18 protein-coding genes are annotated in these 14,573 nt (G+C 46.2%); 8 read left to right on the top strand and 10 right to left on the bottom strand.

Features of this window, described 5'->3' with window-relative positions; translation table 11 throughout:
• Positions 1–10 precede the first annotated feature (10 nt).
• Together ACWJJS_RS06195 and ecsA are read right to left on the bottom strand one after the other, a co-directional pair.
• Entirely contained in the window at positions 11–1,237 is a 1,227-nt protein-coding gene (locus ACWJJS_RS06195) for an ABC transporter permease (RefSeq protein ID WP_007409219.1), read from the bottom strand.
• Positions 1,230–1,973, bottom strand: coding sequence for an ABC transporter ATP-binding protein EcsA (gene ecsA, locus ACWJJS_RS06190; protein ID WP_003155231.1), 744 nt, complete (start codon positions 1,971–1,973; stop codon positions 1,230–1,232). The genes ACWJJS_RS06195 and ecsA overlap by 8 nt, the downstream gene beginning before the upstream one ends.
• A gap of 489 nt (positions 1,974–2,462) precedes the next feature.
• On the opposite strand from ecsA, the gene ACWJJS_RS06185 reads away from it, so the two are divergent.
• From ACWJJS_RS06185 to ACWJJS_RS06175, 3 genes are all read left to right on the top strand, one after another.
• A complete protein-coding gene (locus tag ACWJJS_RS06185; protein ID WP_057080120.1) occupies positions 2,463–2,900 on the top strand; it encodes an HIT family protein in 438 nt (145 codons plus the stop codon).
• Between the two features lie 136 nt (positions 2,901–3,036).
• Positions 3,037–4,116 carry a 3-phosphoserine/phosphohydroxythreonine transaminase gene (gene serC, locus ACWJJS_RS06180; protein ID WP_033574481.1) on the top strand — a complete coding sequence of 360 codons (1,080 nt, stop codon included), beginning with the start codon at positions 3,037–3,039 and terminating at the stop codon, positions 4,114–4,116.
• A gap of 120 nt (positions 4,117–4,236) precedes the next feature.
• Entirely contained in the window at positions 4,237–4,755 is a 519-nt protein-coding gene (locus ACWJJS_RS06175; RefSeq protein ID WP_003155234.1) for a tryptophan transporter, read from the top strand.
• Positions 4,756–4,812: 57 nt separating this feature from the next.
• Here ACWJJS_RS06175 and ACWJJS_RS06170 read toward each other — a convergent pair whose 3' ends face one another.
• Complete coding sequence (locus ACWJJS_RS06170) at positions 4,813–5,004, bottom strand: hypothetical protein (RefSeq protein ID WP_003155235.1); 192 nt, start codon at positions 5,002–5,004, stop codon at positions 4,813–4,815.
• A gap of 117 nt (positions 5,005–5,121) precedes the next feature.
• Here ACWJJS_RS06170 and ACWJJS_RS06165 point away from each other — a divergent pair, with 117 nt between their 5' ends.
• Both ACWJJS_RS06165 and ACWJJS_RS06160 read left to right on the top strand, forming a co-directional pair.
• Positions 5,122–5,478 (top strand): YtxH domain-containing protein, encoded by a 357-nt coding sequence (locus tag ACWJJS_RS06165; RefSeq protein WP_007409224.1) that lies wholly within the window; start codon positions 5,122–5,124, stop codon positions 5,476–5,478.
• A 179-nt stretch (positions 5,479–5,657) separates the two neighbouring features.
• Positions 5,658–6,269, top strand: coding sequence for an HTH-type transcriptional regulator Hpr (locus ACWJJS_RS06160; protein WP_454021631.1), 612 nt, complete (start codon positions 5,658–5,660; stop codon positions 6,267–6,269).
• Here ACWJJS_RS06160 and ACWJJS_RS06155 read toward each other — a convergent pair.
• A complete protein-coding gene (locus ACWJJS_RS06155; RefSeq protein WP_003155243.1) occupies positions 6,266–6,607 on the bottom strand; it encodes a YhaI family protein in 342 nt (113 codons plus the stop codon). The genes ACWJJS_RS06160 and ACWJJS_RS06155 overlap by 4 nt on opposite strands.
• Positions 6,608–6,817: 210 nt before the next feature.
• On the opposite strand from ACWJJS_RS06155, the gene ACWJJS_RS06150 reads away from it, so the two are divergent.
• On the top strand, positions 6,818–7,348 hold the full coding sequence (locus ACWJJS_RS06150; protein ID WP_007409225.1) for a DUF3267 domain-containing protein: 531 nt from the start codon (positions 6,818–6,820) through the stop codon (positions 7,346–7,348).
• 60 nt (positions 7,349–7,408) lie between these two features.
• Complete coding sequence (locus ACWJJS_RS06145; RefSeq protein WP_003155245.1) at positions 7,409–7,627, top strand: hypothetical protein; 219 nt, start codon at positions 7,409–7,411, stop codon at positions 7,625–7,627.
• A 56-nt stretch (positions 7,628–7,683) separates the two neighbouring features.
• Here ACWJJS_RS06145 and yhzE2 read toward each other — a convergent pair whose 3' ends face one another.
• Together yhzE2 and yhzE1 are read right to left on the bottom strand one after the other, a co-directional pair.
• Positions 7,684–7,770 (bottom strand): sporulation protein YhzE2, encoded by an 87-nt coding sequence (gene yhzE2 / locus ACWJJS_RS06140; RefSeq protein WP_003155248.1) that lies wholly within the window; start codon positions 7,768–7,770, stop codon positions 7,684–7,686.
• A gap of 124 nt (positions 7,771–7,894) precedes the next feature.
• Positions 7,895–7,981, bottom strand: coding sequence for a sporulation protein YhzE1 (gene yhzE1, locus ACWJJS_RS06135; RefSeq protein WP_017417375.1), 87 nt, complete (start codon positions 7,979–7,981; stop codon positions 7,895–7,897).
• A gap of 158 nt (positions 7,982–8,139) precedes the next feature.
• Here yhzE1 and ACWJJS_RS06130 point away from each other — a divergent pair, with 158 nt between their 5' ends.
• Positions 8,140–8,991, top strand: coding sequence for a peptidylprolyl isomerase (locus ACWJJS_RS06130; RefSeq protein WP_101562859.1), 852 nt, complete (start codon positions 8,140–8,142; stop codon positions 8,989–8,991).
• A gap of 40 nt (positions 8,992–9,031) precedes the next feature.
• On the opposite strand, the gene ACWJJS_RS06125 is transcribed toward ACWJJS_RS06130, so the two are convergent.
• From ACWJJS_RS06125 to ACWJJS_RS06110, 4 genes are all read right to left on the bottom strand, one after another.
• Complete coding sequence (locus ACWJJS_RS06125) at positions 9,032–9,259, bottom strand: sporulation YhaL family protein (RefSeq protein WP_353574848.1); 228 nt, start codon at positions 9,257–9,259, stop codon at positions 9,032–9,034.
• Positions 9,260–9,373: 114 nt separating this feature from the next.
• Positions 9,374–10,318, bottom strand: coding sequence for a 3'-5' exoribonuclease YhaM (gene yhaM / locus ACWJJS_RS06120; RefSeq protein ID WP_003155251.1), 945 nt, complete (start codon positions 10,316–10,318; stop codon positions 9,374–9,376).
• A gap of 73 nt (positions 10,319–10,391) precedes the next feature.
• Complete coding sequence (locus tag ACWJJS_RS06115) at positions 10,392–13,274, bottom strand: AAA family ATPase (protein WP_454023411.1); 2,883 nt, start codon at positions 13,272–13,274, stop codon at positions 10,392–10,394.
• Complete coding sequence (locus ACWJJS_RS06110; RefSeq protein WP_102421685.1) at positions 13,271–14,494, bottom strand: metallophosphoesterase family protein; 1,224 nt, start codon at positions 14,492–14,494, stop codon at positions 13,271–13,273. The genes ACWJJS_RS06115 and ACWJJS_RS06110 overlap by 4 nt, the downstream gene beginning before the upstream one ends.
• Between the last annotated feature and the right edge of the window lie 79 nt (positions 14,495–14,573).

Below are 14,573 nucleotides of genomic sequence, written 5' to 3'. Positions count from 1 at the left end.
ACCCGATTGATTACAGCTTGCCGTACTTTTTCAATCTTCCGCCCATATACGAAGGCATGATCACAAAAATCAGAACGGCTGAAGCAACGGCCGCATACAGCGCCCCGCTGACTCCCGCGGCATAGGCTGACGCTGCACAGAACAGCAGCGCCTGCACGGTTAATGCCGATTTCATCAGCGAAAAGAAACTTTGCAGCTTCGCTTTCTGATTGACCGGGTAAAGCTCCTGCAGAGAAAGATGATGAAAATGCCCGAACAGCGGAAGAAGCTGTATTCCCGTAATAAAGACGGTAAATACGGTTAACGCCGCCGTGATCCACGGATTGGCGGAAACGAGCATAATAATCAGGATAAAAATAATCGTGAGCCTGACCTGAATGCCGAGATAATCATTTGAACGCAGAAAGGCCCGCGCATACATATAGGAGAACGTTTTCCGCTGCTCAAACGGAATCATTCTGAGCAAAAAGTCGAGATACGCCCGGCGTTTTGCCTGTTTTTTCAGGTGAGGCACATCGGTAAACAGATTGGCGATTCTGTAAAACCGCTGCTTCCTTCTTAATTCATATTCAATATGAGCTTCCCATTTTAATGATTTATGTTTTGCGGCCGATGTGAAATACACATAAAGGCCGGCCATCACAATGTAGACGGCGGCAGCGTACACATAAAACGACTGTAAGACGAAGTATAAAAGCAGCATATTGCAGATAAAGCGTATGACCGCATCCATCATTTTCATGCTTCTGTCATTCATAAACGTCATCCGCCACTCCATGGCCTGATTCCACGCTTTTACCGCTAGCATCTGAATAAATACGGCGGCATACGACGCAAGCGACGCCCCCGGACTTACAGCGAAAAACAGAGGCATGCATACAAGCGACAGAGCAATAAGCGGAAACAGCTGTGACAGATAGCTGTACTTAAATGAATGCTTAAAGTAAGTCCCCATTTTCGGTTCAAGCGGCAGCAGAAACACGAGGTCCGCTTCCTTTAAAAGCGTCCGGACGTATGAACCGGTCAGCACAAATGAAAAGAGCACCGCCATCACCCAAAATGAGGGAAAATGAACGGGAATGTCTTTGACCCACTTGCTGTACCAGCTCGCCGCGCCGGCAATAAAAAAGATCAGCACAATGACGAGATGATCATTGAGCATATATTTCATATACATTCTGGTTTCCTTTATATGCTCTTCAAGCCGGGACTGCCAAATAGTAGACATATTATTCATGGCCGGCGTCTTCCTTCGTCAGTTCAATATACAAGTCATCAAGAGCTGCGTCTTTCATGCCGAACTGCTCTCTCAGTTCTTCCAGTGTGCCGCTTGCCCGCACTTCGCCGTTATGTAAAATAATGAAAGCATCACAGTAGCGCTCTGCCGTAGCCAGGATATGGGTTGACATCAGCACGCTTGATCCGGCTTTTTTCGCGGCGTCCATCCGCTCCAGCAATGCATTGATCGCCAGCGGGTCAAGGCCGAGAAACGGCTCGTCAATGATATAAAGCGAAGGCTCCGCGAGAAACGCGCACATGATCATGACCTTCTGCTTCATCCCTTTGGAAAAGTGAGCGGGAAACCATTTCAGCCTTTTTTCCATTCTGAATTCTTTCAGAAGCGGAGGAAGCCTTTTTTCAAGCGTTTCTTTGGAAAGGCCGTACGCCATGGCCGTCAGCTCCAGATGCTCTTTGAGCGTCAGTTCTTCATACAGCACCGGCGTTTCGGGGATGTACGTAAATTGCGAGCGGTAGCTTTCCTTATCCTCCGAAAACGTCTTGCCGTTCAGCTCGATCGAGCCTTTATGCGGGTCCATTAATCCGATAATATGCCGGATCGTCGTGCTTTTGCCCGCGCCGTTTAATCCGATGAGTCCGACAATCTGGTTCGGCTCAAGGGTGAATGAAACATTTTTTAAGACCGGGTTTCTCGTATAACCGCCGGTTAAGTCTTTTACCGATAGCAGAGACATAATTTCTCCCCTTCTGATTCGTTTTTCTTCATAGTACCAAAAATAAAGTCTGATTTGAAACGATTCCCTTTTTTTCTCACGTGAAAAGCGTGCATAGTTATCGTTTTGGCGGACATCATATGTATGTAGAAGGAAACAGCTTTAATCAACTGAAAATGAGGTGTTTATAAAAGACGTCTTAGAACAGTTGGATGAAAATCAACATGTCCTGTGCTTACAATTTCTTCACACACTGCTTTGATGATGTTCTTCATTCATGATGAAATAATCAAATGAGGTGTTTGTCCCAGGAATGATTAAGCAGACCCATAAGTCTTCATTTTAAAAACAAATGAGGTGCTTACAAAAGGCATATTTAATTTTCTGTGATAAAGCTCGTACTTCTGCATCAGGGTGAACGCGCAGCCGTTCACCCTGTTTTTTGTTTTGGCCGTTTTTGTGGTACGATGAGAATATACATATATTTCTTTTCAGGGAGGAAACCCATCTATGCACAAAGCGGACGATTGTATTTTCTGCAAAATCATTGCCGGTGACATTCCGTCTTCAAAAGTATACGAAAATGAACATGTTGTGGCGTTTCTTGATATCAGCCAGGTCACAAAAGGCCATACGCTCGTGATCCCGAAAACACATATCGAAAACGTGTACGAGTTTACGCCTGAGCTTTCTAAAGAATATTTTGAAGCGGTGCCGAAAATCGCACGCGCCATCCGCGATGAATTCGAGCCGATCGGGCTGAATATTCTCAATAACAACGGTGAAAAAGCGGGCCAATCGGTGTTCCATTTTCACATGCATATCATTCCGCGTTACGGAAAAGGCGACGGTTTCGGGGCTGTCTGGAAGACCCACGCCGAAGACTATGCGCCTGACGATCTTCAGGAGATCGCTTCAACCGTCAGAAAACGGCTTGCCTCATCTTAAAGATGAGGTTTTTTTGCGTCCGGCAACACAAAAAACATAAAATTATATTTTTTCATATCAAAAAAATCAAAAAATTGTGATAGGATAATTGTATTATTTCTTACACTAAAGCGGAAAACAGGGAGAGATCGTAAACATGGAACGTACAACGAATTTCAATGCAGGACCCGCAGCCCTTCCACTGGATGTGCTGCAAAAAGCACAGAAAGAATTTGTCAACTTCAATGACACCGGCATGTCCGTCATGGAGCTGTCCCACCGGAGCAAAGAATATGATGCGGTGCATCAAAAAGCAAAAAGCCTTCTGAAAGAACTGATGGATATTCCCGACGATTATGATATTTTATTTCTTCAAGGCGGCGCAAGCCTTCAATTCTCCATGCTGCCGATGAACTTTTTAACGCCGGAGCAAACGGCTCACTTCATCGTAACGGGCGCATGGTCTGAAAAAGCGCTCGCCGAGGCGAAACTGTTCGGAAACACATCCGTCACGGCAACAAGCGCAGATTCAAACCATAACCACATACCGGAAGCGGACCTCACAGGAATCAAAGACGGCGCCTACCTGCATATTACGTCCAACAACACGATTTTCGGAACGCAGTGGAAAGAGTTCCCGAATTCACCGATCCCGCTCGTAGCCGACATGTCAAGCGACATCCTGAGCAGAAAAATTGATGTCAAAACGTTTGATGTCATCTATGGCGGCGCCCAGAAAAACCTCGGTCCGTCCGGCGTCACGGTCGTCATCATGAAAAAATCATGGCTTGAAAACGAAAACGCCAACGTCCCTAAAATTTTGAAATACTCCACTCATACAAAAGCCGATTCACTGTATAATACGCCGCCTACATTTGCGATTTATATGCTGAGCCTCGTCCTTGAATGGCTGGCTGAAAACGGAGGTGTCGAAGCGGCTGAACGGCGCAATCAGGAAAAGGCCGACGTCCTGTACGGCACAATCGACGCAAGCGGCGGGTTTTACGCGGGGCATGCCGCAAAAGACAGCCGTTCTCACATGAACGTCACATTCACCCTCCGCGACAGCAGTCTCACGAAAAAATTCGTTGAAGAAGCGAAAGCGGCTAAAATGACCGGACTCGGAGGCCACCGCTCAGTCGGAGGATGCAGGGCGTCTATCTACAACGCCGTCAGCCTGGCTGATTGTGAAAAACTGGCTCAGTTTATGAAAAAGTTCCAGCAGGAAAACGAATAAATTTCTTCTAACATAACGGTTCCTTTGATATACTGTTTGCATATCAATTTTTCCGGCCATCGCAATAAATGACGAGCATATTATTGGATGGCGAAAAAGCTTAGCAGAGGAGAGCTTAGTATGAAAACAAAAGAATTAGTCATTATGGCCCTGTTTGCGGCAATCGGAGCGGTGCTTCATTCCATTATGCCGCCGGTATTATTCGGAATGAAACCCGATATGATGCTTGTGATGATGTTTATGGGTATTCTGTTATTCCCCCGTGTGCAAAACGTGCTGATGATCGGGATTGTAACGGGAATCATTTCCGCACTCACGACATCTTTTCCGGGCGGACAGCTTCCGAATATCATTGAAAAACCGGTAACGGCGTTTCTGTTTCTCGCGCTGGCGCTTTTGGTGAAAAAGAGCGTAAAGACAGCGGCGGCCGCCGTCATTACGATAGCCGGCACCTTCATCTCCGGTTTGCTCTTTCTGGCGCTGGCCCTTCTGATTGTCGGCCTGCCGGGCGGATTCACCGCCTTGGTGCTCGCGGTCGTCCTTCCGGCGGCTGCGCTGAATGCGATCGCCATTATCATTATGCATCCGATTGTGCAGACGATCTTAAAACGGTCCAATATGATTGAAACGGTGAAATAACCGCATACCGAAACCTCTTCCGGCCGGAAGAGGTTTTTTAATGTGTTTCAGCATGTTTTATACGAGAAGTTTTGTGAAAAAGATAAGGAACAATGTGAGGGCGGTTCCTGCTGAGCAGACGATGGCCTTTTGGCGGACGACCCGCTTCGGCGGATAAGAAGCGGCCTGGCCGAGCAGTTTCAGGTAATAAACGGCGCCCGCCGCAAAGACAAGAGCCATACAAGATAAAACAATCATAAAGACAGACAACCTTCTCCCTCCTTTTCCCTTAAAAAATATGCTAAAATAAAGCAAGCTATGTATAGAAGTTTATTCTTCTGAACAAAAATGATAAAAGTTATGAGAAAAAAAACGGGGTGATTTCAAATGGCTGACGGACGTTCCCTTTTAACAGGCCTTTTCGTAGGCGGATTGATCGGAGGCGCAGCGGTGTTACTTTCGGCTCCTTCATCCGGAAAAGAGCTGCGGGGCAAAATCAAAGCAAATTGCAATTCAATTGAGGACACAATCAAACGGTTAAAAAAAGACGGAATGGCGCTTAAGGACCAGCTTGTCCAAACGGCGAAAGAAAGCGCAGAAGTCATTAAAGACGTAGGCGGAGAGCTTCAGACCAGCATTAAAAGGTGGCAGGAGGAAATCAAGCCGCACCAGCAGGATCTCCAAAAGGAAATCGCTGATATTGAAGAGAAAATCAGACAGCTGGAGAAAACCTTACAAAACTAATATCCTATACAACCAAAAAAAGTGCGGACATATTGCGTTCCGCACTTTTTTTTGCGGTTTAAAGCCTTTCCCAGCAACGGATGAAGAATTTATTATAAAATTCTTAAATTTTCATCTTTATTAATCTTTATTTTATTGGCATAATAGAGGAAAAGAAAATGTGAAGCAGGTGATCTGTATTGAATCGTGTTGAACCGCCTTACGATCTAAAAGAAGCTTTAATCTATACCCAAAAAATGGCGCAGCTGTCCAAAGCGCTCTGGAAATCTATCGAGAAAGACTGGCAGAACTGGCTGAAGCCGTACGACCTTAATATTAATGAGCATCATATATTATGGATTGCCTATCAGCTTAAAGGAGCTTCTATTTCAGAAATCGCCAAATTCGGCGTTATGCACGTATCAACTGCATTTAACTTTTCAAAAAAGCTTGAAGAACGGGGATATCTGAAATTTTCCAAGCGGCTGAATGATAAACGGAACACGTACATTCAGTTAACAGAAGAAGGGGAAAATGTATTCGAAAGCCTGCTTGAGGAGTTTGACCCGTCGAGAAACGCGGTGTTTAAAGGCTCACAGCCGATCTACCACTTATTCGGGAAGTTTCCGGAAGTTGAAGAATTAACCTGTGTCATCCGCCACATTTACGGCGAAGATTTTATGGAGATATTCGAGAAATCATTGACAAACATAAACAATGATTTTGATAGTGAAGACGGAAGGCTGAAGAAAAAAACGGACGAAGCGGCTGTCCATGAAACGGCTGAAGAGCTGGAACCGATCAACAGTTAATCAAAGTGCTTCATAATCTCAATAAATTCTTCCATCAGCGCTGTATAAAGCCCCTGCTCATACAGAGCAAAAATCGTTTCATGAACATCTAATTTTTCGTTCAGCTGTCCCGCAAAAAGCGCAAGGAGCTTGTCAAACGTCACAAAGCCTTGCGCTTTTTGCGACTCCAGCTCGTCCTCCAATTCGCGGCAGATCCGCCCGACCTCTTCTCCTTCTTCTTCGGTCAGCCCTTTTTCAATCATCATCGCATAAAAAGGGTACTTATCCATATCCACCGTTTTCACCAGCAATTGTATGTAATATTCTAAACGCCCGATACGCTGATCCATTGAATCCATCCGTTTCACTTCTTTCTATCTTTAATCTTATTTTAGCTGATAATGAATAGAGAAGAAAGGTTAAACGTACATTTCCATGTTTCACCGAGCTCTTCTGTTCTTCCCTTTCCGGGGTTATTTTTTTTCTTTAAAAAAGGATTGATTTTTTCTCCTGAAGAGAGTAAATTATTTTGAGATTGTATTCCATCTTTGTACGGAAGGATGACTCTGATGAATTGCTGGAAAACCATTAATCTGATCAAAGATTATGGTGCGGTTCGTTTATTATTGACTGCTGTAGGTTTTATGATCCTGTTTTTTATATGCAACTTCTTGGCATTCGGGCTGCTGCGTCCGAATATCAGTTTAAGTGACGGGCACGTGTTTGCTTTTTGTGTTCTGCTCGTTGTTACTTTATTTGTACATAAAGTCATACATGTCCTGCCGATGATCTGTAAAAAAAGAAAAAAGGAAATGAAAATGTACTTCTTGCGGATGCCGACTTGGAAAGGCATACCGAAAACGACGATGCTGATTTCTACGATCAGCCCGTTTTTATTCATTACGCCGTTATTGTTTTATGCCGGACTGGCATTTCCGAGACACGCTCATTACTTTTATATGATTTCGAGCATTCATGCGGGTTATTGCCTGCCTGATCTTCTGTTTGCGCTGCACCTGGTCAAAGCGCCCAAATCATGTCTGATTGACCAGGAATCCGACGGTTTTGATATATTAGTAAAAAAAGTGCCGGAGTCTTGATATCCCGCTGATTTTTCAGGTTACATTCTATCTTTTTTAATAAATATTTGGTAATGTAATATGGGAGCAGTTCAGAGAGAGGGGGAATCTCCCATCATTTTATTCTATTTTATCGTGGCTGCCCTGTTTATTCTTTATTTCATAAACAGGCTCACAAATACATTATGCCTTGTCAGAGAGATTCCTGAAGACCGGCAGGATAAGGTATTCCGTTTTATTAATGTATCTATTTTAATTTTACTGATCTCTTCATTCGTCGAGATCTCCTTTACTGTGTAAACAGGCAAAAAAATATGGCTGACGGAGGTCTGACCCCCGACAGCCATATTTTTTTCTTAATAAAGCCAAGAAGCGCCGATGATGATCAATAAGATGAACAGAACAACCAATAATGCAAAACCGCCTGCAAATACTTCACCCATCTCCAAAAGCACCTCCTACAAAACGTTTTATTTTTCCAATTACATCATATGCAATTTACTTCTGAAACGATTAGGCGCCCGGGTAAGAAAACGGACCGCTTTTAGAAAAAGCGATCCGTTTCGCTTAACAAATGTAAGCTGCACCTACGATGATAAGCAATATGAACAATACTACGAGCAGTGCGAAACCGTTTGAATATCCTCCGCCCATGGTTCATTACCTCCTTTTCATGATCAATATATTTGTATGTATCAGGAAAAAGTTTGACTAGACGAATGCCCTTTATTTAAAATCTTTTTACAGAAAGCCACAATATGTTATGATACGCATATGCAATTTAATTTGGATGATTAGGAGTGTTTAAAGGAATGAAGAAAATCGCGATAGCAGCTATTACGGCAACGAGCGTCCTGGCTCTCAGCGCTTGCAGCAGCGGCGACAACGACGTGATTGCCAAGACGGATGCCGGAAATGTAACAAAAGGCGAGCTCTACACGAATATGAAAAAAACCGCGGGCGCAAGTGTGCTGACACAGCTCGTACAAGAAAAAGTATTAGCAAAAAAATACAAAGTATCGGATAAAGAAATCGATAACAAGCTGAAAGAGTACAAAACGCAGCTCGGCGATCAGTACAGCGCCCTTAAACAGCAGTACGGCGAAGATTACCTGAAAGATCAGGTGAAGTACGAACTGCTTGCACAAAAAGCGGCGAAAGACAACATCAAAGTGACTGACTCTGATACGAAAGAATATTACGACGGCTTAAAAGGTAAAATCCGTGCGAGCCACATCCTTGTCGCTGACAAAAAGACAGCTGACGAAGTGGAGAAAAAGCTGAAAAAAGGCGAGAAGTTTGAAACGCTTGCGAAAGAATATTCAACTGACAACTCAAAAGACAACGGCGGCGACCTTGGCTGGTTCGATAAAAAGTCAATGGATGAAACATTCAGCAAAGCTGCATTCGGTCTGAAAGTCGGACAAGTCAGCGATCCGGTCAAAACAAAATTCGGTTATCATATCATCAAAAAGACAGAAGAACGCGGCAAATATGATGACATGAAAAAAGAACTGAAAGAAGAAGTTCTTAAACAGAAATTAAACGACAACTCAGCTGTACAGGCGGCAATTCAAAAAGTCATGAAAAAAGCTGACGTAAAAGTGGAAGACAAAGACTTAAAAGACACGTTTAACACTTCAACTTCTTCTGAATCTAAATAAAAAAAAACTGTGCGGGCTCTCGGCGAGCCGCACAGTTTTTTTATGCGATGGAATGATTGGAGTTTTCTTCTGTATCCGCGTTTTCACTTGCGGGCGCCGCCATACGGCGCTCGCGTTCCTGTTCCATCCGTTCAATATACACCCTTCCTTCCTTTTCAATAAACGACTGGTCAAGCTTTTCCTCTTCTTTAGCTGTTGTGAAAAGCTTATAGGCGCTGAAAATAATTCCGATAATGCAAAGGTATACCCACCAAGGAAAAAATAGCACGTCGGTTTCCTCCCTTTTTCACCCAGAGTCTTTATTCTAAGCTATGCTTGATAAAGACAAGTTATGAGAGCTGAACGTAAAAAAGACCGATCATAGAGAATCGGCCTTTTTATCTTATTGATGGAACGTCGGTTTGTAGAAAGAACGGTTTTCAAGCGCAAATACACGCTCTGTGTATTCGCCCGGCTTCACCCGTTCCAGCGCTCTGTCCATCATGATCATTTTTGCATCCAGATTGTCAATGTAGTGCAGAATTTCCGCTTCTTTCACCATCGGCGGTTTCGGGCTTCCCCATTCCGCTTTTCCGTGATGGCTTAAAATCAAATGCTTCAGAATCAGCACTTCTTCAGCGTCAATCTGAAGCTCTTCGGCCGCTTTTGAAAGCTCTGTCACCATGATCGAAATGTGCCCGAGCAGATTCCCTTCCACGGTGTACGTCGTGGAGACGGGGCCTGAAAGCTCTTTTACTTTGCCGAGATCATGCAGAATGACTCCGGCATACAGTAAATCCCGGTCAAGAGACGGATACAGATCGGCAATCGCTTTTGCCAGGTTCAGCATGGACACTACATGATACGCGAGCCCGGAGACGAACTCATGGTGGTTTTTAGCCGCCGCCGGGTAATCCATAAACTCCGCCGCATATTTTTTGACCAGATGTCTTGTGATCCGCTGGATGTTTGGATTTTTCATTTCAAAAATGTATTGAGTGACGGTTTCCATCATTTCATTTTTCGGAATCGGCGCCGTTTCCAGAAAATCATCAATACTGACATTTTCGTTCTCGCCGGCCGGCCGGATGTTTCTCAGCTTAAGCTGGTTTCGTCCGCGATAGTGATGGACATCTCCGATCACCTTCACGATCGTCTGCGCCGCGTACGTTACTTCATCAGTCGGTTTGGCATCCCACAGCTTCGCTTCGATATCTCCCGATTGGTCCTGCAGCATTAACGTCAGGAATGGTTTTCCGTTGCTTGCGATTCCCTTAGTCGAAGATTTAATCAGAAAGTATTGATCGACCTGCTCGCCGACCTCGTGCAGCATAATACCTTTTGCCATTCTATTAAAAGCTCCCTCCATATCTTACATAATACCAGTATAGCACATACCTCTTTTTTGAAAATAAACTCTTTTATGACAGGAGCCGCATGACTTGTCCGCTGTGAAAAGACCGGCTGACATGCTCATGGCAGGTGAAATAAAGTATCTGCCGCCCGCCTTCTGAGAGCTGATTCAGCACATCAAACAGCCGCTGCAGCCGCTGCCTGTCAAAATGGACAAAACTGTCATCAAGTAAAAACGGAAGTGATACCGCAGATTCCCTCTCTGACGCAAGGGCGAAACGGATCGCCGCATAAAGCTGCTCGCATGCCGCCTGTGACAGTTCGCCTGCTGAAAACACCGTTCCGTCTTTCCGCATGACCATAATGGAATCATCCGCCTCGGAGAAATACAATTTATGGTAACGTCCGTCCGTAAGCGGCCCGTATAATGCACCGGCGGTTTCTAACAGACGGGGAAGCGTCACTTTTTTATGCCGCTCCATTTTTTCCCTGATGATGTGTCTGACCGTCTGTAATGCGGCCCACTCTTTAGCGGTTTTTTTCACGCGCTCCTTCTGCATTTCTGTCTGCTGTTTTAAATCGGATACAAGCCCCGAGGACTCCAGCTGCTCTTGTTTCACCGTTAATAAAGCGGTTTGCTCACGGAGCTGCGCGCTTTTTTCCTCAAGCGTTTTTTTCTCTGTTTCCTTCTGAACGACTGTATGTTCAAGTTCGGACACTGTGCGGCTCATAAACGGCTCAAGCTGTTTTCCGCCTATGCCGGACAAGTGCGTTTTGATTTCGCGCAGCTGCCGCTCTGTTTCCCGGCGGCTTTCATTCAGCCTGGCGAGTTCACAAAAGTGTTCGCGGTTTTTTGCGCCTGCCGCCATGAAAAGCTGTTTGACCTGCTGTTCGTAGTAATGGACTTCTTCGTTTAATTCACGCATTTGCTCTTGTGCATGCAGCAGATCCGTTTCGAGCGCCTGCTTTCGTTTTGCTTCCTCACGGGCCCGTTCCGCCTGTACCAGCAAAACGCGCAGTCTTTCTTTTACGGACAGCTCCCTTCCGTCTGAAGGACTCAGCTTTTTGACCCGGTCCTCAAATGCTCTTTGCAGCTTTTGCAGCCGGCCCGCTTCAATGGTCAGCTCATGCTTGTTAAGGATTTCTTTTTTGACATCTTTCATCACATGATATGCGTCAAGAAGATGGGAAGGACTTCCTGAAAACCCCAGCTCCTTCATAAAAAGTTCCGCCTGTTTTTCAGACGGCGCCATTTCCGCCTCCCATTCTTCATATTGGCGGATGACTCTTTCATATGCCGCTTCTTTCTGTTCAAGCACGGCTTGATCCGCAATCAGCTGCTGCCGGTGCCGGCCGTCACGCCAAAGCTCTTCCTGCAGAAGGTCAGCCGCTTCTTTGGAGATCGTCGGTTTCTTTTTCTTGTGACCGGCCCCTCCTCTTTCTGACGGCAGCGGTTTTTGCATGCCGGACAGCATATACAGCAGCAGAGCGCCGGTAAAAAGGGCGGCGGGCAGCCATTCCTTTAACATAGCGAAAATCGCAATGAACAGAATGCCCGCACCGAGAAAGAGCTTTTTTTGTTTGGCGCGCTGTTTTTCCAGCTGCTGTATATGTGCCTGCCATTCGTTTCCTTCTGTATCAGCTGTTTGCTTATATGATTGTAAAGCGGCTTCTTTTTCTTTCCTGACAGCGGGGTCCAAAATGTTTTCCGCCGTCAAGGCATGTTTTCGTTCGGCTTCTTCCAGCTCCAGCCGCGCTTGTTCGAAAATCGCATCAAGCTGTGTCTTTCTTTCTCTTGCCTGTCCGGCGCTCTGCACGGCTTCCTGCAGCCGCCATTCATATTCATAATCGGTGTTCAGTGAAAGAATGCCGTCTTCCTCATGTCTTCCGAGCTGCTGCAATCCTGACGAAACGCGGGCAGATGTCTGCCGGATCTGTGATTGGATGGCGGCAAGCTGTTCACCGCGCGATTCGTACATATGCTGCTCGCCGGAAAGCTCCTGCAGCTGCCGCTCTGTTTGCAGCAAGTCCTCATTTAGAGCGAGCAGCTCAGCCTGCCGCCTGAGTTCAGCCGCTTTTGCCCGAAGTCCCTCAAGACGGGCCGCTTTCGGATGGAGATGCGATTCGTATTTTTCAAGCTGATGCATCCCGTCCTTCGGGAATTGCTTCAATGCTTCCGGATAAGAAGAAAGTTCGCTTTCCAAGGCTGTTTTTTTGTCTGCGAGCGGCTTTGCTTCTATCGCCGATTTTACTGTTTTGATTTCTTCAGTTATGTCTTTCAATCGTGCTTCAGCATCCTGCAAACGGCCGCCGGCGCTTTTTTTCTCTTCCAGAAGGCTGTGATAGCCCGCTTCCGCAGCTTCCGCCTGTTTCAGCTGGGCGCTGAGCCGCTTTAATGTATCCAACTCCTGATTTAAGCGGGGGTTCCGCCCGTTCGGCTTATACATCCTGTCAAGTTCTTTTGCCAGCCGCCCGTCAAGCTTTGCCGCCGCTTCCGACCCGAATAAGCTCGAATACAGGAGAAACTCGCCGATTTTGTCCCGGTTAAAAGCTTGAATCTCCTGCAGTCCGAATACATCGAACGAATAGATCGCTTCGTACAGCGCCCGATCTGTATCGGAAAGAAGCTGTTTGAGCCATTCTCCGTCCTTGATTTCGCCTGAAGCCGTATACACTCTGACTTTTTCGGCAGCGCCTTTTGTCCGTTCGATTTTGACGGCACCGTGATCGCCATGCTTCAATTCCACAGTGCCGCCGTAAACCCCGCCGTTTTTCGGTTCGTATTTTTTTGATTTCGGAAAACCGAACAGCACGCTTTTGATAAAGGACATCAATGTCGTTTTGCCCGCTTCATTTAATCCGTAGATCACTTGCACGGGAGAATCTGACAGCTGAAAACTTCGGTCGGAAAATTTTCCGTATTGGTAAATATGCATCGCCGTTATTTTCATCGCTGAATCTCCTTCATCTGGCGTCTTAAAACGGCTTGAGCCTGTTGCTTAATATCCAGTATCTCTTCATCTGTAAATGAAGTGATCTGACGGCGATATACGGGGTGACGCTCAAGGGCTTCAAATACACCGCTCATGTCCGCGCATTGTTCTATGTCCTGAAGCAGCCCTTTAAAAAACGGATCGGGCGGCACGCTGTCTGTATCATCCGTCCGATCCTCAAGCGCGAGCGGCCAGACGAAACATTCCTCTTCGGCCTCTTCCTCCTGTAAAGCGGAAAGAAACTCCTCTGCGATGCCTGCGGGCGCCTCCGTCCAAAAGCGGGGCGCCGCGCCGCGAAGCACCAGCCTGACACATGCCGGGCGGCCCGCCGCGCGCAAGCCGGAGAATGTATCCGATGCGGCTTTCAGAAGTGAAGTCATATGTTCAGCTCCGGAGATATCAAGATCAATTTCCTCCCATAACACATCATGCGCTTCTTTGAATTCCCAAGACATCTCACCGTTTGCCGCCCGGACGAGATAGTATCCCTTAGGCCCGGTTTCTTTTAAATGCCGGGCTTGAATATTCCCGGGGTAAATAGCGGCGGGATGCTGGGCGGACAGAACCTGCCGTTTATGAATGTGTCCGAGCGCCCAGTAATCCATGCCGCTTTTTTCAAGGTCTTCTTTCGTAAACGGGCAGTACGGGTCATGCCCTTCCGCTCCTGATAACATGCCGTGGAGCATGCCGATATGATAAGGCGCGCCGGTCATTTTCCGGTAACGGGCCGCCTGATTGACCGTTACGCTTCTTTCCTGATAGCTGCATCCGTATATGCTTGCCGCAAGCTCTCCGTTTTTAAAGAAAGACTTTTCCTCCGGTGTACCCGAGGTGAATATATGTACATTTTCCGGCCATTCAATCGGCGTCCACTTACCGCCCAAATGATCATGGTTGCCGAATATGACGAACACTTGGATATCCGCTTCCTGTAATCTCGTAAACTGTTTTCTCAAAAACAGCTGGGCTTTTAAACTTCTATTGGCTTCGTCAAACAGATCCCCCGAAAGCAGCATGAAATCTGCCTGCTCCCGGAGTGCCCCGTCCGTCAGACGGCGGACGCTGTGAAATGTGCTTTCTTTAATACGCGCATATACCGGTTCAGGCAGATTCGAAATGCCGTAAAACGGGCTGTCCAGATGCAGGTCAGCGGCATGAATAAACGTCAGATCAGCCATCTCGCCCTCCCCTTTCTGCAGATTGAATTACCCTTATTTTAGCACCGTTTTTATACGAATGCACGTTCTGCAAAATAAA

It is taken from the genome of Bacillus sp. JK106, from assembly GCF_053663355.1.
Note: the sequence above shows the minus strand (reverse complement) of the source record. Positions and strands in the feature narration are given on the sequence as shown.